Source organism: Citrobacter sp. CFNIH10, assembly GCF_002934585.1.
Classification (GTDB): Bacteria; Pseudomonadota; Gammaproteobacteria; order Enterobacterales; family Enterobacteriaceae; genus Citrobacter_A; species Citrobacter_A amalonaticus.
On the sequence record NZ_CP026216.1, the window covers coordinates 4,915,054 to 4,938,075 of the forward strand.

Below are 23,022 nucleotides of genomic sequence, written 5' to 3' on the forward strand. Positions count from 1 at the left end.
GCCATTACCTATAAGATTTTCCAATAGCCTCCATTATAAATGAGTCTTTTATCTTATGACATGAAGTGCGTAGCCTGTGTCCATCGCATAGCGAGACAGAGGATTATTCGTGAAAGAGATTATTGATGGCTTCCTGAAGTTTCAGCGCAAGGTCTTTCCTGAACGCGCGGAATTGTTCAGACGCCTTGCCACCCAGCAAAATCCCCGGGCGTTATTCATCTCCTGTTCGGACAGCCGCCTGGTTCCCGAACTGGTCACGCAGCGCGAGCCTGGCGATCTGTTCGTGATCCGCAACGCCGGAAATATTGTGCCATCATACGGGCCGGAGCCCGGCGGGGTAACCGCCTCGGTGGAATACGCCGTCTCTGCGCTTCGCGTCAGCGACATTGTGATCTGCGGACACTCAGACTGCGGTGCGATGACCGCCATTGCCGGCTGTCACTGCCTGGATCATATGCCTGCCGTCAACCACTGGTTGCGTTATGCGGACTCCGCTCGCGTCGTTAACGAGTCACGAATGCACACCTCTTTGGCTGAGAAAACGGCCTCAATGGTGCGTGAAAACGTCATCGCGCAACTCGCCAACATCCAGACCCATCCCTCCGTGCGCCTCGCGCTCGAAGAGGGGCGCATCGCGCTACACGGCTGGGTTTACGACATCGAAAGTGCAGAGATTGCCGCTTACGACGGTGCCAGCAGACAGTTCGTCTCTTTGGCGAAAAACCCAGACACCTGCGCGATGCCTTACCGCCAGCCATCCGCAGCCTGAGCTATTTTTTAACGTATCAATGAGGATTCATCATGATTCAGTCGCAAATTAACCGTGATATTCGCCTGGTCCTGGCTGACCAGATCCTGCTGAGCAAAGCCAAAAAGGATCTCACATTTGCCCAGCTTGCGGACGGTACCGGCTTATCCGAAGCCTTTGTCACCGCCGCGCTGCTCGGTCAACATGCCCTCCCGGCCGATGCTGCGCGCCTCATCGGCGAGAAGCTGGCCCTCGACAGCGATGCAGTCCTGTTGTTACAGACCATTCCCCTGCGCGGCAGTATTGACGATCGCGTACCGACAGACCCGACGATGTACCGCTTCTATGAGATGTTGCAGGTTTACGGCACCACGCTAAAAGCGCTGGTCCACGAAAAATTTGGCGACGGCATTATCAGCGCCATAAATTTCAGGCTGGATGTAAAAAAAGTGGCGGATCCAGAAGGTGGCGAGCGCGCCGTGATTACTCTGGATGGTAAGTACTTGCCAACGAAGCCTTTTTAATCCATCAGAACGGTACGCGCAGGCGTATCGTTCTTCTTTTATTTGCTCACAGGAGTAAAGCATGTCTGCACATGATAACTATCTGCAACAGGCGTTGGCCCTGGCGGCCCGTAACGTTGAACAGGGTGGACGCCCGTTTGGCGCGGTCATTGTCCGCAACGGCGTCGCGATCGCCGAAGCCGTCAATACGCTGCACCTGGATGATGATCCCACCGGACATGCGGAACTCAATGCCATTCGGGCGATTGCTGCCCATTCAGGCAGTGCAGCGCTCCGCGAATGCGTGGTTTACGCCAGCGGACAACCGTGCCCAATGTGCCTTAGCGCGATGTATCTCACCGGGGTGAAAGAGGTCTGGTTCGCCAACAGCAATGGCGACGGCGAAACGTTCCGTCTTTCTACGGCTGCCATTTATCAGCAACTACAGCAGCCTCTCGAGCAGCAAACCCTGCCCGTTCATCATCTTCCGCAGCCTAACGGTCTGGCGGTGTATCAACGCTGGGCTGAAAAACAGTCATGAACAAAACTCCCCGCGTTGGCCTGATGCTGCTGGTTCTGGTGCTGATAGGCCTGAACATGCGTCCGCTGCTGACTTCTGTCGGCCCGCTTCTGCCACAGCTGCGCGCTGCCAGCGGCATGAGCTTTGCCGTGGCGTCGCTGCTCACGGCGCTACCGATGATCGCCATGGGCGCGTTGGCGCTGGCTGGCGGGTGGATCAATCGCCATATCAGCGAGCATATCAGTGTCGCCTTGAGTTTGTTGATGGTGATGACCGGCGCGTTGCTTCGTGAACTGGCGCCGCACAGCGTTGTGCTGCTCAGCAGCGCTCTGCTGGGCGGCATTGGTATCGGGATCATTCAGGTGGTGATGCCCACGGTGATTAAGCGTCTTTTTCATCGCCGCATGCCGCAGGTGATGGGACTCTGGTCGGCCGCATTGATGGGGGGCGGGGGACTCGGGGCGGCGCTGACGCCGTGGATCGCGCAACACAGCGAACTCTGGCATCGCTCGCTGGCATGGTGGGCCTTGCCCGCGCTGATTGCTCTGGTTGGCTGGCTAGCACAACGCCGCTCCGCAGAGATGCCGATCACTCACCCGAAAGGTGCCGCCGTGCGCGTCGTCCTCAACCCGCGTGCCTGGACGCTGGGGCTTTATTTTGGCGTGATCAATGGCGGTTACGGCAGTCTGATTGCCTGGCTGCCGCCGTACTATATTCAACTGGGCAAAAGTGCGCAGTTCAGCGGCACGCTGCTGGCGCTGATGACCGTCGGTCAAACGGCGGGAGCGCTCATACTGCCTATGCTCGCGCATCATCAGGAACGCCGTAAATTGCTGCTTTTCACGCTGGCACTACAGATGCTCGGCTTTTGTGGTTTTATCCTCTGGCCTGCGCAATTGCCGATTCTCTGGGCGGTGGTGTGCGGTATCGGCCTGGGCGGCGCGTTTCCTTTATGTCTGGTGCTGGCGCTCGACCATGCCCGACATCCGGTAATCTCCGGTAAAATAGTCGCTTTCATGCAGGGGATTGGTTTTATTATTGCTGGCCTCTCTCCCTGGCTCTCTGGTCTCTTGCGCAGTCTGAGCGGCAATTACTGGCTTGACTGGACGTTCCATGCCCTCTGTATCGCCGGACTGATGGCGCTCACAGTGCGTTTCGTTCCCGCACGCTATCCACAGGAGTGGTCAGTCGCCGAATAAGGCACGAACGGAAGAACAGAGGATTAACCGGGTCGTTTCGGGGGGGCTGACAACGAAAGTGCCAGTTGGCTGGCACTTTCCCACAGGACGCGACAACCCAATATAAAAATGGCAATCATCAATAATAATGATTTATTGCCGTGCAAATTAACGCTTACCGTAACCCACCATAAAACGAATGATCAGGCCGCAGGCAGGTGAAAGAAAAAGAAACAATCCTGTGACCATTTCATCACCCGCAGTCAACCACATCGTGGTGTAGTATATCAGCACTGCCAGAACGACCATGCCAAGAAGCGCGCTAATGGCTGATATCCAACCTAAAACCTGCGCGATATACCCGCTGACACCCAGCATACTCGCGAGCAGAAAGGCTAAAAAAAAGATCATCGCTGTACCTCCTTTTTGCGTGAACTCCAAACCTAAATCCTTACTCTCCTTATACTTTTCATCATAAACTAAAGCGCCACCACCAGCAAATTTCACAACTTTTTTATAACAAGTCTAATTATACGAATATTCCGCATTGTGCTTTTCTAACCTTATTAAAAACAAATAATTAAAAAACACGCCATTATCCTTTATACGCCATGCAAATATTTACGCTTCTTGATTAATTATTTGTGGCTGACATTAATCCCCTGATGGTACATTATACGTCCAGCATTCATGCCCCTCGTGGTTTTATCCTGACGCAGTTTTACACTCTTAGCAGGAACCATTGTCGTACATGATGGCCTAAGACATTGAGTGTACCGCGTTGGAGAATTCATCTTCTGCGATACAAAAATGGGTATCTATAGAAGGTGTTTATGTTCCCAACATGCAAATTTTCCCGCGCGTTTCTGCATCCGCGTTACTGGCTCACCTGGTTTGGCCTCGGTGTGCTCTGGTTATTGGTGCAACTGCCCTACCCTGTTCTGTGCTTTCTCGGCACCCGGACGGGCACACTGGCGCGCCCCTTACTGAAACGTCGCGAGTCTATTGCCCGCAAAAATCTTGAGCTCTGCTTCCCGTCTTATTCTCCGGAACAGAGAGAAAAGATGATTGAAGAGAATTTCCGTTCTCTCGGGATGGCGCTGCTGGAAACCGGTATGGCCTGGTTCTGGCCTGACCGTCGCGTGCGTAAATGGTTTGATGTTGAGGGACTGGAAAACCTACAGCGCGCGCAGGTGCAAAACCGCGGCGTGATGGTCGTTGGCGTTCACTTTATGTCACTGGAACTGGGTGGCCGGGTAATGGGGCTTTGCCAGCCGATGATGGCAACCTATCGTCCACACAACAATCCGCTGATGGAATGGGTACAGACACGTGGACGGATGCGTTCGAATAAAGCGATGATCGGCAGAAACAATCTGCGCGGTATCGTCGGTGCCCTGAAAAAAGGGGAAGCCGTCTGGTTTGCTCCCGACCAGGATTACGGCCCGAAAGGCAGTTCTTTCGCGCCGTTCTTCGCCGTTAAAAACGTAGCGACCACTAATGGTACCTATGTGTTGTCGCGCCTGTCAGGTTCCGCGATGCTCACCGTAACGATGGTCAGAAAAGCCGGTAATTGCGGCTACCGTCTGTATATCTCACCAGAGATGCAAGGCTACCCGGCGGATGAAAATCAGGCTGCTGCCTATATGAACAAGATTATCGAGAAAGAGATCATGCGCGCGCCCGAACAGTATCTCTGGATCCATCGCCGCTTTAAAACCCGTCCAATGGGTGAAACCTCACTCTACATTTAAAAAAGGCCGCAAGGCCTTTTTTATTGCCTGTCACTCGCCAATAACCTTGATTATGTTATGGTTTTTATCCTCGTTTTTCAGGTCGTCAATCGCGTCGCTCAAATGTGATTTATTACCGTCTGCAATTATACTGTCGCCGAATCACGACAGTTGTAAGTTACTAAAAGTAAATAAAAAAATCCCTCTTGTCTCGCCTCATTTTTAGGCGTACATTAGCGCCGTCTGGAGCAATCAACGCACAGAATTCTGAGGTGGTGCCGTAAACGAAATGAGGAATATTCTGGGTTTCGTTTTTACCGGTATCAGCTCTCTATAATCAGATGAGATGAAATTCATTCAGGCGTATCAGTTATTGCGCGGAGAGATGAAAGTGAAATATTTCTTTATGGGCATTTCTTTTATGGTCATCGTTTGGGCCGGTACGTTTGCTCTGATGATCTAAAGACAACAATGCAGCAAAAAAACAGGAGCCGATGGCTCCTGTTTGCGTTTGGAAGGACTGGGTTTTACTCAAGTGTCTCAGAGGGTGATTTCGTCCCGGCTGGCAGCAAGCCATCGGCGCGGAACATTGATTTAATCCCTCTGATCGCCTGACGAATGCGATCGCGGTTCTCAATCAGCGCGAAGCGGACATGGGTATCGCCGTAATCACCAAAACCAATGCCTGGCGATACACATACTTTGGCGTCGTTCAGTAGTTTCTTCGCGAAGTCCAGCGACCCCATGCCGGCATACTGTTCCGGGATCTTCGCCCATACGTACATCGAAGCCTTCGGCATTTCGACCATCCATCCGGCCTCATGCAGGCCTTTCACCAGCACGTCACGGCGACGCTTATACTGCTCGGCGATATCCCGTACGCACTGCTGATCGCCTTCCAGCGCCGCAATCGCCGCAACCTGCAACGGGGTAAACGTCCCGTAATCGTGATAGCTCTTAATCCGCGCCAGCGCGTTGACCAGCGTTTTGTTACCGACCATAAAGCCAATACGCCAGCCGGCCATGTTGTAGCTTTTCGACAGGGTGAAAAACTCCACCGCCACGTCGCGAGCGCCAGGCACCTGCATGATGGACGGCGCTTTCCAGCCGTCGTAAACGATGTCGGCATAAGCCAGATCGTGCACCACCAGCACATCGTAACGCTTCGCCAGCGCGACCACTTTCTCAAAAAATTCTAACTCAACGCACTGTGCCGTCGGGTTAGACGGGAAGCCGAGGATCATCATCTTCGGCTTTGGATAACTTTCGCGAATCGCACGTTCCAGCTCGTTGAAGAAATCGATACCTTCCACCAGCGGAACAGAACGGACCTGCGCGCCGGCGATCACCGCACCGTAAATATGAATGGGATAACTGGGGTTCGGCACCAGCACCGTATCACCGTGATCGAGCGTGGCCAGCATCAGATGCGCCAGCCCCTCTTTTGAGCCGATGGTGACAATCGCTTCGGATTCCGGGTCGATATCGACATCATAACGTTCCTGATACCACCGGGAGATGGCCCGACGCAGACGCGGAATACCGCGAGAAGTTGAATAACCGTGCGTATCCGGGCGCTGCGCCACGGTACACAGTTTTTCGACGATATGAGGCGGCGTCGCGCCGTCCGGGTTCCCCATGCTGAAGTCGATAATATCTTCGCCGCGCCGACGCGCAGCCATCTTCAGTTCAGCGGTGATGTTAAAAACGTAAGGGGGAAGACGATCAATACGCGTAAAGCGACGTTCAGGGCGAGAGTCAGCCATAATTTCCTCAGATTCACGTTAGCGCCCGGACCGTCCGAGCGACGCTGCCACGATGGTGGCACGTTTAGAAAATAGCCTGATTAAAATCCTTCTGTCGAGAGGGAAAGGAAAATATTTTTTCGTTCACCAAATGAGGAATAACAATTTTAAAAGGGGAAATAACAGGTTTTCGACACTGCTCAATATTACCTTCCAGTAACATTTTGTTGCCATGATGATAACCATGAAAGCGGGCGTTTTATGAGATGTATTGTAAATACACCAATCAACCATCAATCCCCTTTTAAAATTATGGTTTTTCCTCATTAGCCGCAAGATCTCAGCAGGCTGGTCATCCACCCTGAGGTTACCTATCATAGGGCTTTAATCCTTTGGCAAGAGTCCCCCCGTGCACGAAATATTTACCATGCTGCTGGCCGTGTTTGACCGCGCAGCGCTGATGCTATTTTGCCTGTTCTTTCTCATCCGCATCCGCCTGTTTCGCGAGCTGCTGCATAAGTCTGCCCATACGCCAAAGGAATTGCTTGCTGTCACCGCGATTTTTTCGATGTTCGCGTTGTTCAGTACCTGGTCTGGTGTACCGGTAGAAGGATCGCTGGTGAACGTGCGGATCATTGCCGTAATGTCCGGCGGCATCCTGTTTGGTCCGTGGGTCGGCATTATTACGGGGGTGATCGCAGGAACGCACCGTTACCTGATCGACATTGGCGGCGTGACGGCAATCCCCTGCTTTATTACCAGTATTCTGGCGGGCTGCCTCGCGGGCTGGATTAACCGCAGGATCCCCAAAGCCCAACACTGGCGCGCCGGAATTTTAGGCGGCATGCTTTGCGAAACGCTGACGATGATCCTGGTGGTCCTCTGGGCACCAACCACTGAACTGGGGCTGGATATTGTCTCGAAAATCGGTATTCCGATGATCCTCGGTAGCGTCTGTATCGGGTTTATCGTGCTGCTGGTTCAGAGCGTTGAGGGGGAAAAAGAAGCGAGCGCCGCGCGGCAAGCCAAGCTGGCGCTGGATATCGCCAATAAAACCCTGCCCCTGTTTCGCAAGGTCAACAGCGAATCGCTGCGCCAGATCTGCGACATCATTCGTCACGATATCCACGCCGATGCGGTCGCCATTACCAATACCCAGCATGTGCTGGCCTACGTCGGCGTCGGGGAAGCAAATTACCGCAACCACGATGACTTCGTCAGTCCGACCACTCAGCAGGCGATCAATCATGGTGAAATCATTATTAAAAACAATGATGAAGCGCACCGCACGCCGGAGATCCACTCCATGCTGGTCATTCCATTATGGGAAAAAGGCGTGGTGACCGGTACGCTAAAAATTTACTATTGTCACGCCCATCAAATCACCTCATCATTGCAGGAGATGGCGGTGGGTCTGTCGCAAATTATCTCAACCCAGCTCGAAGTCTCCCGCACCGAGCAATTGCGGGAAATGGCAAATAAGGCAGAGCTACGTGCGCTGCAAAGCAAAATTAATCCTCATTTCCTGTTTAACGCCCTGAACGCGATTTCGTCGTCGATTCGACTTAATCCGGACACTGCCCGTCAGCTCATTTTTAATTTGTCGCGTTATCTGCGCTATAACATTGAGTTAAAGGACGACGAGCAGATCGACATCAAAAAAGAGCTGTATCAAATCAAGGATTACATTGCCATTGAACAGGCCCGTTTTGGCGACAAGCTGACCGTGATTTATGATATTGATGAAGAGGTCAACTGCACCATTCCCAGCCTGCTGATACAACCGTTAGTGGAGAACGCCATCGTCCACGGCATTCAGCCCTGCAAAGGGAAAGGCGTGGTAACGATTAGCGTCGCCGAGTGCGGCAACCGGGTGCGCATTGCGGTAAGGGATACCGGCCACGGTATCGATCCGAAAGTGATCGAGCGCGTGGAGTCCAACGAAATGCCGGGCAATAAAATTGGCCTGCTTAATGTCCATCATCGCGTTAAGCTGTTATTTGGTGAAGGCCTGCATATACGCCGCCTGGAACCAGGCACCGAAATCGCCTTTTATGTCCCCAACCAGCGTTCGGCAACGGCTACGCCCGCCACGTTATTGCTTTAAGCCGGAGTAACACTGTGAAAGTCATCATCGTTGAAGATGAATTCCTCGCCCAACAGGAACTCAGTTGGCTGATTAAAGAACATAGCCAGATGGAGATTGTCGGGACGTTTGACGACGGTCTGGATGTGCTGAAGTTTTTGCAGCATCAGCGCGTTGACGCCATTTTTCTTGATATCAATATTCCGTCTCTGGACGGCGTTCTGCTGGCGCAAAATATCAGCCAGTTCGCCCATAAGCCGTTTATTGTGTTTATTACCGCGTGGAAAGAACATGCGGTTGAAGCGTTCGAACTGGAAGCGTTTGACTATATTCTCAAGCCGTATCAGGAATCGCGAATTGTCGGAATGCTGCAAAAACTGGAGGCGGCCTGGCAGCAGCAACAGTCTGGCGCTGCTGGGGTTGGGCCCGTGGCGCGTGAAAATGACACCATCAATCTAATTAAAGATGAGCGGATCATCGTTACCCCGATCAACGATATCTATTATGCCGAAGCGCATGAGAAAATGACGTTTGTTTATACGCGGCGGGAATCGTACGTGATGCCCATCAACATCACCGAGTTCTGCAACAAACTGCCGCCTTCGCATTTTTTCCGCTGTCACCGCTCGTTCTGCGTCAACCTGAACAAGATTCGCGAGATCGAGCCGTGGTTCAACAATACCTATATTCTGCGGCTCAAGGATCTGGAATTTGAAATTCCCGTAAGCCGCAGTAAGGTGAAAGAATTCCGCCAGTTAATGCATCTGTAATCGGCTGAACTGTGCTGCTGCGCGGCAGCACAATAATCAAACTTTGAGCATTTTAACCGTGGACTCGATATCAATCTCATCTTCCGAGAAGATTAATGTCGTGCCCTGGAAAGTGGTGATCGCCAGTTTTTTTACCGTGCGCATTTCACCCGGTGTCGCCGTAGTTTTCGGTCGGATGTTGCTCATCAGTAGCCCGACAGAGAGCACTGCATTTTCTTTATCAATCGGCGTGTCGGCCGGGATCTCTTCACTGAATACCACGAAGGACTTAATCGAGGTGAGCTTAAGACGCTCGCCCGCGATATAGATATATTTGCTGTCCGGCACGACCTTCACCGCATACGCAGAAAGACCTTTGTTGTTGGTGGTGGGCTCAAAGGTTACCGCCGCATCTTTCTTGAGAAGCTCAGGGTTGGCAACCTTAATCACATGAAAATAGCGATTATCGCCGTTCTCATCTTTGATAAATCCAAAACCTTTATCTTTAAACCACGTTGTGATTGTTCCGTTCATCGCCATTACCGTCTGGTTAATCCACTCAATTTTTTGCAGCGCGCAGTGTAAAGCACATTGCCTGCGCAGGCCACGTCTTTGGCTTAAGTCTGGATGATTAATTTTAGCGACGCGAGAGAAAGTAAAGCCGCCGTCATTCGCCGGTCGGCTGAAAATGGGTTATCATCCGCACCCACTTTCCCGTCGGGCAGCCTGATGTCTACGATTATTGATACCTTTATTGCCCCACCGTGCAACGACGAGATAGAGACGCTCTATCAGGACGATCACCTGCTGTTGATCAATAAACCCAGCGGGCTGCTCAGTCTTTCAGGGAAAAATCCACAAAATCTCAATTCGGTACACTATCGGCTGGTTCAGCAATATCCTGGCTGCACGCTGGTCCACCGTCTGGATTTCGGCACGTCCGGACTGATGGTCGTGGCGCGTAATAAGGCCGTCAATGCCGCCCTCTGCCACCAGTTCAGCCAGCGCACCGTCAGTAAAGTCTACAGCGCATTGCTCTGCGGCCATCTGAACGCTGACGAAGGAGTGATTGATGCGCCGATAGCCAACGATCCGGCACGGTTCCCGCTGATGTCAATTAGCCCGGTCAATGGCAAACCCGCGCGGTCACGTTATCAGGTCGTCGCACGTATTAACCAACCGCAGGACGACGGAACTATACTGCCGTTGACGCGGGTCCAGCTCACGCCGGAGACCGGACGTACGCATCAGCTACGTATTCACTGCCAGCTGTTGGGGCACCCTATTCTGGGTTGCGACCTGTATGGCGGTCGCCTGCTGCCCGGTACAGAACAAACCGCACGGCTGATGCTACACGCCAGCGAATTACGCTTTACTCACCCCATTAGCGGGGAGCGCATCAACGTGCATCACGCCGCGCCGTTCTGAATACGACTTACCACATCAGATCATCAGGCACTTTAAAATCAGCATACGGATCGTCTTCATCCTGCTCTTCCTGACTCAACGCGCTGTGCAATACGATGCTGGTTGCGTCACGCTGCGCAATTTTATCGGCGACGCTGGCCGGGATAATCGCGTATTCGCTCTCGGCGCTGTTATCGGTAAACAAACGCGCAATCGCCAGACGTCCGTTAATCAACTGCGTCTGGGTCAGTTTATCGACGTAGATTTTCTTGATGAGATTGTTATCGGTGAAGTTAAAGCCAATGTCGCCTTTTGCGACAGTGATACGATTCATTTCAATCAGTTGCTTTACCTGGGCTTTAAATTCTTTCGCCAGCGTCGCCTGCTTTTGCTGCTCACTGAGCAGCTTGTCACGCTCAAGCTGTGCCTTTTTATTCTCTTCAACTGCCTCTCTTGCCTCACGAGCCTGCACGCGTGATTTTTTAGCCGTTCTCTGGACTTTCGCCATTTTTTTGCTGGTTACTAAACCCGCTTTTAGCATCTGCTCTTGTAAGGTAAGTTTCGTCATCTTTACTTATAAACCTGTGGAATGATGTCTGAGATTATACCTGCAATTTTTGCGACGATACCAGTTGGTGGACGTGGTTTACGGGTCTCGTTATGCTCGGACAGGGTTACGGATGCCGCCTGGTCATAAACTGTGAACCCGTGCGACGCAGAGAGCAGAGACCAAAAAACCGCGTGGGACACGCGGTTTTCCTGTGGAACGAGACTTACAGAATCTGGCCTAACGTCTGGCGCAAATGCGCGCCGGAACCGAGCAGACCGGGGTTATCGTGAACAATCAGATACACCGGAATATCCTGAACGTAGGCCTTAAAGCGACCTTTATCTTCAAAACCGCCACGGAACCCCGAGGCTTTGAAGAACTCCAGGAAGCGCGGCACGATACCACCGGCAATGTAGACGCCGCCAAAGGTGCCCAGCGTTAACGCCAGATCGCCGCCAAAGCGCCCCATAATCACACAGAACAGCGACAGCGCGCGGCGACAGTCCGTGCAGCTGTCGGCCAGCGCACGTTCGGTAATATCCTTTGGCTGCAGATTTTCTGGCAGACGTCCGTCAGATTTGACGATTGCACGATACAAATTTACCAGACCCGGACCAGAAAGCACGCGTTCTGCAGAGACGTGACCAATCTCAGCGCGCAGGACCTCCAGGATGATCGCCTCTTCTTCGCTGTTCGGCGCGAAGTCGACATGACCACCCTCGCCCGGCAGACTAACCCAGCGTTTATCAACATGAACCAGATGCGATACCCCCAGACCGGTGCCCGCGCCATACACTGCGATAGGTTTACCTTCAACCGGTTCCGCGCCGCCAAACTGGATCAAATGCTCTTTTTTCAGCATCGGGATCGCCATCGACACCGCAGTGAAATCATTAATGATTTCCAGATGACTGAAACCGAGATTTTTTTTCATCTCCGCAATAGAAAACGCCCAGGTATGGTTGGTCATAGCCACCCAGTCACCCGTAATCGGACAGGCGATCGCGATACAGCCAGCGTCCACTTTCACCTTGTGCTCATCGAGGTAAACACGCACGACAGCTTCCAGACTGGGATAGTCCAGACCGGAATAGGTTTTAGCCTGCGAGATGTCACCACTGTCGATATCACACAGAGCAAGACGAGCGTTGGTGCCGCCGACATCACCTACTAAAGCATACTTTGTCATTCTTCTACTGCTCCGCTAAAGTCAAAATAAGTCTTTGCCACACTGTAAATATACGGGGGCATAACAACAATCTCAGAAAAGCGAGTCCCCTGAAAATATCGATCCAGGTCACACAATAACTTTATCGTTTCAGCACCATTTGCAGCGATGCCATCTGGCTGACGCGGCAAACTGAATGTAAGACACGGTATTAAGGAAAAAAACATGCTCCATCCGCGAGCCAGAACCATGTTGTTATTGTCGATCCCCGCGCTGATTCTGGGGGTTGCATCCAGTTTAGTCCTGATTGTGGTCATGAAGTTTGCTTCCATCTTACAGAGCATACTCTGGCAACGTCTGCCGGGAAGTGTGGGGATTGCCGCCGATTCCCCGCTCTGGATCATGCTCACCCTGACGTTAACCGGGGTTCTGGTGGGGCTGGTGATTCGTTACAGCACCGGGCACGCTGGCCCTGATCCGGCCACCGAACCGCTGATCGGTGCGCCAATTTCTCCTGTTGCATTGCCAGGCCTAATCATCGCACTGGTGCTGGGTCTGGCGGGTGGCGTCAGCCTTGGTCCCGAACATCCGATTATGGCCGTTAACATCGCGCTAGCCGTTGCGCTGGGACGTCGGTTTTTCCCACGGATTGGCGCCCTCGACTGGACCATTCTGGCCTCGGCCGGCACCATCGGCGCCCTGTTTGGCACGCCGGTCGCCGCCGCGCTGATTTTCTCGCAAACCCTGAGTGGCTCTAACGATACCCCTTTGTGGGATCGCCTCTTTGCGCCGTTAATGGCGGCGGCGGCAGGTTCATTGACCACCAGCCTGTTTTTTCACCCGCATTTCTCGCTCCCGATCGCCCATTACACCCAGATGCGCATCGTGGACATTTTCTCCGGAGCCGTGGTGGCGGCGATTGCTATTGCCGCGGGGATGGTGGCGGTCTGGTGCTTACCCCGGCTGCACGCTTTACTGCATCGCCTGAAGAATCCGGTGCTGATCCTCGGCGTTGGAGGTTTCCTGTTAGGGTTACTCGGCGTGATGGGTGGACCACTGACGCTGTTTAAAGGTCTGGATGAAATGCAGCAAATGGCGTTCAGTCAGACGCTCGGTACCACGGATTTCTTCATGCTCGCGGTGATAAAGCTCGCTGCGCTGGTCATTGCTGCGGCCAGTGGTTTTCGCGGCGGGCGGATCTTCCCGGCCGTGTTTATCGGCGTGGCATTAGGTTTGATGCTGCACGCCCACGTTGAAGCCGTTCCGGCCGCGATTACCGTCTCCTGCGCTATTCTTGGCCTGGTGCTGGTCGTCACCCGTGACGGCTGGCTTAGCCTGTTTATGGCTGCTGTGGTGGTACCGGATACCACCCTGCTGCCGCTTCTGTGTATTGTGATGCTTCCGGCCTGGCTGTTGCTGGCGGGCAAACCCATGATGGTCGCCAACCGGGAGGACAAATAGTCACCCGCTGTTACGCGACTCCAGCGCCTGAGTGACCTTACGTAACAGCACGGGTAAATCGGCTTTTGGCAGCACGACCTCAATCAGCGAGAGCCGTTGTGGACGTGCCAGCCGGGCCAGAACTTCCTCGAGCTGGATGGCCTGAGTCACCCGCCAGCATTCAGCCTGATCCGCAAGGCTGAATGCCCGAGGGATCTGCGTCCAGTTCCAGGAAGCAATATCGTTGTACCGTTGTTTCTCCCCGTGGATAGCTCGCTCGACGGTGTAGCCGTCGTTGTTGAGTACCAGAATTACCGGCGTTTGCCCGTCGCGCAACATGGAGCCGATTTCCTGGATGGTCAGTTGCGCCGCGCCGTCGCCGGTTATCAGGATAACCCGACGCTCAGGCGCCGCCGTTTGCGCGCCAAACGCGGCGGGCAGCGAATAGCCTATCGATCCCCAGAGCGGTTGGACAATCAGTTCCGCCCCCGTAGGCAACAACAGGGACGCGGCCCCAAATGCCGCCGTTCCCTGATCGGCCAGGATCAGATCGCCGGGTGCCAGCGCCTGCTGCACGGTATGCCAGAAGTTCTCCTGGGTCAGTGGACCTCGTTCGATGTGCAGCTGTACGGTCGCAGGTTTAACGGGCGGCGGCGCAATGGAGAGTTCCAGGCATAGCTCACGTAACGTGGTAACCGCCTGCTCCATAGACAGTCCACTGAACCAGATGCCTCCCACCCGCGATGCCTGCGGCTGCACCTCAATTGTGCGTTCCAGCGCCAGTTGCTGGGTGAAGCCAGCCGTTAGCGTATCGACGAATCGGGTACCCACACAAATCGTCGTATCCGCCTCTTCTATCGCCTGACGGACGTCGTCACTGCTGGCCCCCGCGCTATAGGTGCCGACAAATCCCGGCTGTTGTTCATCGAAAAGTCCTTTTCCCATCAACAGCGTGGCGTGGGCGATAGGCGTCTCGGCCATCCAGCGTTGCAGGACCGGTTGTAGACCAAAACGGTGGGCGAGAAAATCGGCCAGCAGCGCCACGCGGGGACTGTTGATCAGCTTTTGTCGGGCATGATAGCGAAATGCCGTCACCACGCTCCCCTGCGATTCCGGTGCAGAGAGGATCAGTTCCGCTGAAGGAGGCAACGCGGGACGTTTCGCCACGTCAGCAGGCAGCATCAGGTAACCCGGGCGATGGGCGGTCAACATCGTACTCAGTACACGGTCAATTTCATGACAGGCGTTTTGCGCATCCAACACAGCGCTGGCCGCACACAGGGACTGGCTCATCCGGTAGAAGTGTTGGAAATCGCCGTCGCCCAGCGTGTGGTGCATCAGTTCTCCCCGACGCTGCGCGCCGCTACATGGGGCGCCAACAATATGCAGAACGGGGACATATTCCGCATAGCTGCCCGCCAGGCCATTCATCGCACTGAGTTCCCCGACTCCAAAGGTAGTCAGCAGCGCTCCGGACCCGGCGACCCTGGCATAACCGTCCGCCGCATAGGCAGCGTTAAGCTCGTTGGCACACCCGACCCAGCGCACATGTGGATGGTCGATCACATGGTCAAGAAACTGCAAATTGTAATCACCCGGCACGCCAAACAGATGCCCGATGCCGCACCCGGCAATTCTGTCGAGCAGGTAATCCGCAACGGTGTAAGGGGTTTGCATGACAGCTTTCCTTCTGACGGTAACCTCATGTTGAGTATTGAAGAAGCGTCGGGGCTGTCCAGAAAGAGGCGGCGATGAGGGTGGAAAGCAGGATTTACAGTTTCCGGAGTGAAAATGTCATTGAAAAATCACCAGTGTAAACGTATACACTGGGGAGCTGAATTCACTGCGAGGGAAGACAATGGTTTACCAGCCTGATGAAAATCGCTATCAGAGAATGGCATTTCGCCGTTGCGGTCAGAGCGGCCTGAAGCTACCCGCCATTTCGCTTGGCCTGTGGCATAACTTCGGCGATACCACCCTGGTGGAAAACAGCCGGGCACTGCTTCAGCGCGCATTTGATCTGGGGATTACCCACTTCGACCTCGCCAATAACTACGGTCCCCCGCCGGGTTCAGCGGAATGCAACTTTGGCCGCATCCTGCAGGAAGATTTTTTACCGTGGCGCGATGAGCTCATTATCTCCACCAAAGCGGGATATACCATGTGGGACGGCCCTTACGGCGACTGGGGATCCCGCAAGTATCTGATTGCCAGTCTTGATCAAAGCCTGAAGCGAATGGGGCTGGAGTACGTAGATATTTTCTACCACCACCGTCCCGATCCTGAAACGCCCCTGCGGGAGACAATGCAAGCGCTCGATCACCTCGTACGCCAGGGGAAAGCGCTGTATGTCGGGATTTCCAATTACCCGGCCGATCGCGCTCGTGAAGCTATCGATATCCTCAATGATTTGGGCACGCCATGCCTGATCCATCAGCCTAAATATTCGATGTTTGAACGCGGGGTGGAGGAGGAACTGCTGACGATGTTGCAGGAAAAAGGGGTGGGCAGCATTGCCTTTTCCCCGCTGGCGGGTGGACAGCTCACCGATCGCTATCTGAACGGGATCCCGGCTGATTCCAGAGCGGCAAGCGGAAGCCGTTTTCTGAATGCTGATCAGCTTACCGCCGGAAAGCTGGAAACCGTTCGCCAGCTCAATGCACTGGCTGAAAAGCGCGGACAAAAATTATCGCAGATGGCGCTTGCATGGGTACTGCGCGACGATAACATCACCTCGGTCCTGATTGGTGCCAGTAAAACCTCGCAGATTGAGGATGCGGTCGGCATGCTGGCCAATCGTCATTTCACTGACCAGGAATGCGCCGATATCGACAACATTCTGAACAGTAAGCGTGAGCAGCGTTTTTAGCAATTCGTGCTCTCATTCATGATTTAAGAGTTAAGGCGATGAAATGGGGCTTTACGGCCCCGTAATATTACGTTAACAGGCCGACTACGGCTTCGATCGTGAAGGAGATAAAGAATGTTCAGGTCACTGATTCTGGCGGCAGCCCTACTGGCTTTTACACCGCTTGCCGCAAACGCGGGCGAAATCACCCTGTTGCCATCGATAAAATTACAAATTGGCGATCGCGATAATTACGGTAACTACTGGGACGGCGGACACTGGCGTGACCGTGACTACTGGCATCGCAATTATGAATGGCGTAAAAATCGCTGGTGGCGACATGACAATGGCTATCACCGTGGCTGGGATAAGCGTAATGCTTACGAGCGCGGATACCGGGAAGGCTGGCGCGATCGCGACGACCATCGCGGGCGCGGGAAAAAAGGCCACGGTCACCATCATTAAAAAAAAGAGCCTTCGGGCTCTTTTTTATGGTCAAATCCTGCGCTTTTTATCCTGCACCATTTGCCCTTGAGCAAAAATATCCTGAACGTATCTTATCCTCATGAGAATTCACGTCAGGATTAACTTATGAATGCTAATTTTAAGAATGAAATTCAGACATTCGGTCGATCGCTGTTATTGCCGATTGCCGTACTGGCGCCCGTGGGGATGGTCATGGGAATTAGCTCTGCGTTAGGCCAGAGCTATATGATAGAAAAACTCCCGTTTCTCGGGAACGATATATTTAAAGCCATTCTTTCTTCACTGGGATTAATCAGTAGCGTCGTATTCAACAATATCCCGTTATTATTCGCGATGGGTGTGGCGTACGGCATGTCCAAAAAAGAGAAAGGGATTGCGGTTTTTGCCTCCGTGGTGGCCTATCTGACGCTACTTATCGCCATGCATGTTCACCTCAAACTGGCGGGTACACTGGCAAAAGATGAGCTGGCGCTCGTTGGGCAAGGAATGGTACTCGGTATTCAGACGCTGAAAATCGAAGCGCTTGGCGGCATTATTGCCGGGCTACTGGCGGCCAAAGTCACCGACCGGTTTTACCGATTGCAACTTCCTCTCGCCTTTGCTTTTTTCAGCGGTAAGAAATCCGTAGCGATTCTGGCTATCGCCTTTTCGATTCCCGTGGGGTTAATTATCCCTTTTATCTGGGATCTGTTTACTGCCGGTATGCGCGCCATTTCAACCATTATGATGGCCCCTAATATCGGTGCCGGGATTTACATGACGCTCAACCGTCTGTTAATTCCATTTGGTTTACACCATGTCCTGAGTTCGACCGTCCGCTTTACCGCGGCTGGGGGTACCTATCTCATTGACGGACAAACGTACGTCGGCATTTTGCCTGCGATTAATAAGATCCTGTTTGAGCTTGGCCCTTCCCATCCTGCCTGGAAGGAATATATGCCGACGCTCACCAGTTATCTGGCGTCGTCGCAAATGCTCACCACGCTGTTCCGCGTGCCAGCGATTGGGCTGGCGATGTATCACATGGCCTATTTTAAGAATAAGAAATTTGCCAAAGGGATGATTCTGACCGTGGTGCTCACCGCCATGCTGGGGAATATCACCGAACCGCTGGAGTTTTCCTTCCTGTTTATTGCTCCACAGCTCTTTATTGTTTACGCCATACTTTGCGGTTTGCTGACTATTCCACTGCAAATGCTGGACGTGTCCATCGGCTATATTCGCGGCACGATCTTCGACTTCGGTATTTTTGGTCTGATGTATGAACAGACGCACTGGGTAAATTTACTGCTTCTTGGCGCCATTAACTTTGTCGTTTTCTACGCCGTTTTCCGCTTCGCGATCGCTCGCTTTGATATAAAAACGCCGGGACGCGAAAGTGAAACGTCAGACAGTACCTTGCTGAATAATAAAGAGTACGACAAGGTCGCTGAACTGGTTATTCAGGGGCTAGGCGGATCCGACAACATTAAACATGTTGAAAACTGTGTGTCGCGTTTGCGTGTCGATGTGAAGGATCAGAAAAAAATGGACATGACCGTGCTGAAAGAATCGGGATCGCTGGGTACCTTTATTCCCTCCAGTAACCATGTCCACGTGGTCTTTGGCCCACACGTCGAATTTGTCCGCAATGCGGTAGATGACCGCCTTGTCGGCGCGAAATAAGCTTAAGGAGACAGGAATGCGCGCATTGTATGATTCAAAAAGTAAAACCATCGACGATCGGGGAATGAAAACGCTGCTCGCTCAACCTGCGCGGGTCCAGTCCTGGCTGGATGTCGAAGCTGCCCTGGCGCTGTCACAGGCTGAATACGGGATGATTCCCACCCGTGCGGCAGAAAATATTGCCGCCAACTGTCGCGTCGATAAAATCGACCTGACAGAAATGGAACGCCTGCTCCGCGAGATAGGCCACGGCTTTGTCCCGGTGATCAAAGTACTGGTCAAAGCCTGCGACAGCGAAAGCGGGAAGTATGTGCACTATGGCGTCACCACCCAGAATATCCAGCAAACCGCACAGCTTTACCTGGCAAAGCAGTTCGATGACATCATGCAGGGCTTTGTGAACGATATTCTGCGCAACCTGGCGAAAATGGCATCCGATCATCAGGCCACCCTGATGCCAGGTCGCACCCACGGTAAGCATGCCTTACCGGTGACCTGGGGCTATAAAGCTGCCGTATGGATTGACGAACTGTTGAGCGCCCAACAGCGCATGCAGGAAGCAGAAAAACGCGTTTTCACGGTGATGATGGGGGGGGCTGTGGGGGCGTTTCACGCCACTGGCGAAACTGGACGTCGGGTGCAGGATCGCGTCGCACAACGGTTGGGAATGCACTCCATGGCGATCCCTTCGCGTAACTCCCGCGTTTATCGCACGGAATACATCAGCAATTTGTGCCTGCTCGCCACCACGCTGCATAAAATCGCCGAAGAGGTGTATCAGACTTCCAGCGAAGAGTTCGCTGAAGTCTCTGAAGCGTTTACCAAAGGAACGGTTGGCAGCAGCACTATGCCGCAAAAAGTGAACCCCAAACTGGCTAAAGGGATTATCGCCAACGCGCAAAAATTGTATTCCGTGCTCACTTCCTGCCTGTATGTCAGCCCTCGCCCATTTGAAGCAGACAGTTCAGCCTACTTTATCTTCGACGGAAATATTCAGGAAAGCATGGAGTTGATGGCGGAGATCGTGATGCGCGCGGAAGAGTTGACCCGTACGCTGGTGATTAATCCTGAACGTATGCGCCAGAACGTCCACTTAACCCATGGCTTGATCAATAGCGAAAAAATCATGATGCAACTGGTGGAGCGGTTAGGCAAAGACGCGGCGCACGAGCGCGTGTACCAGTTGGCGATGCGCAGCACCCACGAGGGATTGCCCTATGCCGACGTGCTGCGCGCCGACCCCCTGATTCGCCAGCATTTTAGCGATACAGAAATCGACGCCCTGCTCGATCCCGCCCACTACCTCGGTTTGTGTGCGGAGATCGCCGCCGAAACGGCAGCACGCGTATGGGAGAAAGAGGATGTCTGACCCCCTGCTCTCTCTGGCAAGCGACCGAATCATCACACCCGACGGGATACAACGCGGTTATCTGCATATCAAACAGGGACAGATTGTTGGCCTGGATAATTCTCCTCGCGGCCAGGTGGTTGATTACCAACATGCGATGCTGATGCCGGGTTTTGTCGATATCCACGTCCACGGTTGGGGAAGAGGTTCGTTTGCCTGGAAGGGGGAGCGTCACTCTTTACAGGCGATGAGCCGGGATCTGGTCAATGCCGGGGTCACCGCGTGGCTTGCTACGTCCGCCACCCAGCCGGAGGCGTTCTTACTGGAGAGTCTGACCACGGCCGCCGACTGGATTGCGCACGCGAAAGCGGAAGACGGGGCTGAAGCCGTCGGCATTCACATGGAAGGACCGTTTATCAATGCCAAATACAGCGGGATGCAGCGCAAGGAGTCTATTCAGACTCCCAGCATTGAGGGCTTTGAACGCTATCAGCAGGCTGCACGGGGGCATATTCGCTTAATGACGCTGGCGCCAGAGTTACCGGATGCGCTGCCGCTGATCCGTCATTTGCACCAGGCTGGCGTCACGGTATCCGCAGGGCATACCGATGCGACGTTTGACGAAACCACCCGGGCGATTGAAGCAGGGCTATGCCACTTTACCCACGCCTTCAGCGCCATGCGCGGATTACATCATCGTGAGCCAGGCGTTGTCGGCGCGCTGATGTACCACCAGGACACCTTCGCCGAAGTGGCAAAACAAAGCGGCATCACTCTGCGCCCGGAAGTGTTCGATATTCTCTATCGTCTGAAAAAAGATCGTCGTCTGGTCATGGTCAGCGACTGTCTGGGATATGTGGATTTCCCGGAAGGGTTTGAATTTCACCATTACCTGCGTCAGGAGACGTTTCGTATTCGCCATCATCTTCTGGAAATTACCGATCGCCACGGCAATATCCGCACGGTCTCGCCTGATGACTGGGCGGACGTCTGCACACTGGAGATGAGCTTTCTGGATTCAGTGAAAAATGTGGTTGGTCGTCTGGAGAATAGTTGGGTTTCCGTAGCGCAGATTGCCTGCCTGAATCCGGCGATTCTCGCCGGTGTTGAACAGCGTAAGGGCAGCCTGACGCCCGGAAAAGATGCCGATATTCTGGTCCTTGATGAGGCGTTAGATCTTGAAGCCGTCTGGTGTCGCGGCGTCTTACAACCGCTGGCTAAATAAACACATCACCATAATGGCGTTCGAGGAAATCCCTGAGCGCCTCGGGACTCATACCCTGTACCTGCTGAACAAACTGCTCAGCCGGTATTTTTTTGCGCGCGGAGGCAAGTCCCCGCTCACGAAGCAACTGGAAGTCATCCTGCGTTAGCCAGAAGTTAACTTTGACGTAATCCAGTCCGGCATACCGCAAATGGCTTGAGATCTTATTGGTAAAGGTGATCAGCAGATCAAACTCACGTGACTGGAGCTGTTCAATCTCATTGATATTAATACATACCGGGATATCGATATGAAAACGTGAGGACAGGACCTCTTTGAAATACCCGACCTTACTTTCCGAAGAGTTCGTCACAATAATGACCCGCTTTTTCGGCTCACTCACTACCCGGTTTTTAAGCTCATATTTTTTCGTGATCAACACCAGTGTCGCCAGATGAATGGCGGAAAACGTCGTTTGCCAGCCTTTTTCAATCTCGCTCACCGCAGACTGAACGTCGTCCCAGAGTTCAGGGTAACGATTCTGGACGTTATGCAGTTTTTTATCATCAAACCAGAGATGAAATTTATTCTGGATGATGGCGGCATAGATAAAGTGATAAACCTCGGCAAACCAGGCATGCTGATTGTGAATGGTGTTGTTCAGGCTAGCGGCTAAACGTTCACAGGTCCGTTTCACATGCGCCACCAGGCTGGCGTCATATAAGGTGAAAGGGCGATACGTAAACGTCAGCGAAGCAATCAGGAGATCCAGACAGCGGTTTTCCTGCGGATTGGTCATGGCCTCAAAAGGGAACGTCGTCAAAAACGGCGTCGTCGTACTCTCTTTGATTACATGCCCTCGGCGGATACGATGTAACGCGAGGCTCAAATACACCAGCAGGTATTTCCGACCGTTGTAACCCAGCGTGTTAATCGGCCGGATAACGTCTTCATAGCAACGTGCAGCCTGGGTAATCTCCGAAGCACATTCACTCAGAAACTGATCGGCAATCGAACGACTGACGGGCTCATTCGCCTGATGGGCTATCAACTGGTGGTGTTTACCAATCTCAACGGTTTTGAGTATTAACATGCACACCGCCAGGCGCAACGAGAACTCATCGCCGACAAGCCGCGACCCGGTACGTGGGATGCTTTGTACCGTCAGGGCGTGTTCTTGCGCCAGACGCAACATCACGGGATTATCATTTTTGACCGTCCCCGCGCTGACATAAAACTTTTTGTAGTACTCGTTTTTATTCACCACATCATGCAAACAGAGCGCCACGAGGAGATCCCTCACACGCTCTTCCGACGTAGTGATATAGCGATTAAAACGTATACGCGCTAAAAATTGCCGGTATTCGCTATAGCCAATCCGGGTTGTAATAAACTGATTATCCTGATGGAGCTGGACGTCTTCCGGCAAGAGTTCATTGAGCTCTTTCATGGTGCGTTTTAGCGTGGAGAGAGTCTTACCGAAACGCTGAACCGCCTCGTCAATCGACAGCGGGCTGTTATCCTGTAAATACTTCAGGAAAGAGAGATCAAAGTGATTCATGAACGCTCGCCAGTGGATAATGCAAGATGCAGGATAACGGAAATCCAGGACTAAAACCGTGACCTGTTGCGTGTCACGGCGGG

General features: G+C 53.2%; 22 protein-coding genes. 15 read left to right on the forward strand and 7 right to left on the reverse strand.

Annotated features, from left to right (window positions below; all coding sequences use genetic code 11):
• The first annotated feature begins 109 nt into the window (after positions 1 to 109).
• The 4 genes from C2U53_RS28165 (at position 110) to C2U53_RS28180 (ending at position 2,970) form a co-directional block, all read left to right on the forward strand.
• Positions 110 to 769, forward strand: a complete 660-nt coding sequence (locus C2U53_RS28165; protein ID WP_042999948.1) for a carbonic anhydrase — start codon at positions 110 to 112, stop codon at positions 767 to 769.
• Between the two features lie 32 nt (positions 770 to 801).
• The gene (gene cynS / locus C2U53_RS28170; RefSeq protein ID WP_044258425.1) at positions 802 to 1,272 is read left to right on the forward strand and encodes a cyanase; all 471 of its coding nucleotides are present in this window, start codon (positions 802 to 804) and stop codon (positions 1,270 to 1,272) included.
• Positions 1,273 to 1,333: 61 nt separating this feature from the next.
• The gene (locus tag C2U53_RS28175) at positions 1,334 to 1,792 is read left to right on the forward strand and encodes a nucleoside deaminase (protein ID WP_042999946.1); all 459 of its coding nucleotides are present in this window, start codon (positions 1,334 to 1,336) and stop codon (positions 1,790 to 1,792) included.
• Positions 1,789 to 2,970 carry a cyanate transporter gene (locus tag C2U53_RS28180; protein ID WP_104446805.1) on the forward strand — a complete coding sequence of 394 codons (1,182 nt, stop codon included), beginning with the start codon at positions 1,789 to 1,791 and terminating at the stop codon, positions 2,968 to 2,970. The genes C2U53_RS28175 and C2U53_RS28180 overlap by 4 nt, the downstream gene beginning before the upstream one ends.
• 147 nt (positions 2,971 to 3,117) lie before the next feature.
• On the opposite strand, the gene C2U53_RS28185 is transcribed toward C2U53_RS28180, so the two are convergent.
• Entirely contained in the window at positions 3,118 to 3,360 is a 243-nt protein-coding gene (locus C2U53_RS28185) for a DUF2545 family protein (RefSeq protein WP_042999944.1), read from the reverse strand.
• A 422-nt stretch (positions 3,361 to 3,782) separates the two neighbouring features.
• Here C2U53_RS28185 and lpxP point away from each other — a divergent pair, with 422 nt between their 5' ends.
• Both lpxP and ypdK read left to right on the forward strand, forming a co-directional pair.
• Positions 3,783 to 4,703: a kdo(2)-lipid IV(A) palmitoleoyltransferase gene (lpxP, locus tag C2U53_RS28190; RefSeq protein ID WP_104446806.1), complete on the forward strand. Its 921-nt coding sequence runs from the start codon at positions 3,783 to 3,785 to the stop codon at positions 4,701 to 4,703.
• 370 nt (positions 4,704 to 5,073) lie between these two features.
• Positions 5,074 to 5,145, forward strand: coding sequence for a membrane protein YpdK (gene ypdK, locus C2U53_RS28200; RefSeq protein WP_010723117.1), 72 nt, complete (start codon positions 5,074 to 5,076; stop codon positions 5,143 to 5,145).
• Positions 5,146 to 5,209: 64 nt separating this feature from the next.
• Here the strand turns inward: ypdK and alaC are convergent, their stop codons facing one another.
• On the reverse strand, positions 5,210 to 6,448 hold the full coding sequence (gene alaC / locus C2U53_RS28205; protein WP_042999942.1) for an alanine transaminase: 1,239 nt from the start codon (positions 6,446 to 6,448) through the stop codon (positions 5,210 to 5,212).
• Positions 6,449 to 6,836: 388 nt separating this feature from the next.
• Here alaC and C2U53_RS28210 point away from each other — a divergent pair, with 388 nt between their 5' ends.
• Both C2U53_RS28210 and C2U53_RS28215 read left to right on the forward strand, forming a co-directional pair.
• Positions 6,837 to 8,534 (forward strand): sensor histidine kinase, encoded by a 1,698-nt coding sequence (locus C2U53_RS28210; RefSeq protein ID WP_104446807.1) that lies wholly within the window; start codon positions 6,837 to 6,839, stop codon positions 8,532 to 8,534.
• A 14-nt stretch (positions 8,535 to 8,548) separates the two neighbouring features.
• Positions 8,549 to 9,283: a LytTR family DNA-binding domain-containing protein gene (locus C2U53_RS28215; RefSeq protein ID WP_042999940.1), complete on the forward strand. Its 735-nt coding sequence runs from the start codon at positions 8,549 to 8,551 to the stop codon at positions 9,281 to 9,283.
• 36 nt (positions 9,284 to 9,319) lie between these two features.
• Here the strand turns inward: C2U53_RS28215 and C2U53_RS28220 are convergent, their stop codons facing one another.
• A complete protein-coding gene (locus C2U53_RS28220) occupies positions 9,320 to 9,802 on the reverse strand; it encodes a cold-shock protein (RefSeq protein WP_042999939.1) in 483 nt (160 codons plus the stop codon).
• 189 nt (positions 9,803 to 9,991) lie between these two features.
• On the opposite strand from C2U53_RS28220, the gene C2U53_RS28225 reads away from it, so the two are divergent.
• Positions 9,992 to 10,690, forward strand: a complete 699-nt coding sequence (locus C2U53_RS28225) for an RluA family pseudouridine synthase (RefSeq protein WP_104446808.1) — start codon at positions 9,992 to 9,994, stop codon at positions 10,688 to 10,690.
• Positions 10,691 to 10,697: 7 nt separating this feature from the next.
• On the opposite strand, the gene C2U53_RS28230 is transcribed toward C2U53_RS28225, so the two are convergent.
• Positions 10,698 to 11,237 carry a DUF2058 domain-containing protein gene (locus C2U53_RS28230; RefSeq protein WP_099434033.1) on the reverse strand — a complete coding sequence of 180 codons (540 nt, stop codon included), beginning with the start codon at positions 11,235 to 11,237 and terminating at the stop codon, positions 10,698 to 10,700.
• A 205-nt stretch (positions 11,238 to 11,442) separates the two neighbouring features.
• A complete protein-coding gene (gene glk / locus C2U53_RS28240) occupies positions 11,443 to 12,408 on the reverse strand; it encodes a glucokinase (RefSeq protein ID WP_042999936.1) in 966 nt (321 codons plus the stop codon).
• A gap of 204 nt (positions 12,409 to 12,612) precedes the next feature.
• Between glk and C2U53_RS28250 the strand changes: the two genes are divergently transcribed.
• On the forward strand, positions 12,613 to 13,848 hold the full coding sequence (locus C2U53_RS28250) for an ion channel protein (protein ID WP_044258412.1): 1,236 nt from the start codon (positions 12,613 to 12,615) through the stop codon (positions 13,846 to 13,848).
• Here C2U53_RS28250 and C2U53_RS28255 read toward each other — a convergent pair whose 3' ends face one another.
• Entirely contained in the window at positions 13,849 to 15,504 is a 1,656-nt protein-coding gene (locus tag C2U53_RS28255) for an alpha-keto acid decarboxylase family protein (RefSeq protein WP_044258410.1), read from the reverse strand.
• 181 nt (positions 15,505 to 15,685) lie between these two features.
• Here C2U53_RS28255 and mgrA point away from each other — a divergent pair, with 181 nt between their 5' ends.
• The 5 genes from mgrA to nagA all read left to right on the forward strand — a co-directional run bounded on the left by mgrA (position 15,686) and on the right by nagA (position 21,399).
• The gene (gene mgrA, locus C2U53_RS28260; protein WP_099434034.1) at positions 15,686 to 16,696 is read left to right on the forward strand and encodes an L-glyceraldehyde 3-phosphate reductase; all 1,011 of its coding nucleotides are present in this window, start codon (positions 15,686 to 15,688) and stop codon (positions 16,694 to 16,696) included.
• Between the two features lie 114 nt (positions 16,697 to 16,810).
• Positions 16,811 to 17,140: a DUF2502 domain-containing protein YpeC gene (gene ypeC, locus C2U53_RS28265; RefSeq protein ID WP_042999931.1), complete on the forward strand. Its 330-nt coding sequence runs from the start codon at positions 16,811 to 16,813 to the stop codon at positions 17,138 to 17,140.
• 126 nt (positions 17,141 to 17,266) lie between these two features.
• A complete protein-coding gene (locus C2U53_RS28270) occupies positions 17,267 to 18,826 on the forward strand; it encodes a PTS transporter subunit EIIC (RefSeq protein WP_042999930.1) in 1,560 nt (519 codons plus the stop codon).
• A gap of 16 nt (positions 18,827 to 18,842) precedes the next feature.
• Positions 18,843 to 20,195 carry an adenylosuccinate lyase family protein gene (locus C2U53_RS28275; protein ID WP_042999929.1) on the forward strand — a complete coding sequence of 451 codons (1,353 nt, stop codon included), beginning with the start codon at positions 18,843 to 18,845 and terminating at the stop codon, positions 20,193 to 20,195.
• Positions 20,188 to 21,399, forward strand: coding sequence for an N-acetylglucosamine-6-phosphate deacetylase (gene nagA, locus C2U53_RS28280; RefSeq protein WP_104446809.1), 1,212 nt, complete (start codon positions 20,188 to 20,190; stop codon positions 21,397 to 21,399). The genes C2U53_RS28275 and nagA overlap by 8 nt, the downstream gene beginning before the upstream one ends.
• Here nagA and C2U53_RS28285 read toward each other — a convergent pair.
• Positions 21,392 to 22,939, reverse strand: coding sequence for a hypothetical protein (locus tag C2U53_RS28285; protein WP_054175929.1), 1,548 nt, complete (start codon positions 22,937 to 22,939; stop codon positions 21,392 to 21,394). The genes nagA and C2U53_RS28285 overlap by 8 nt on opposite strands.
• Positions 22,940 to 23,022 lie beyond the last annotated feature (83 nt).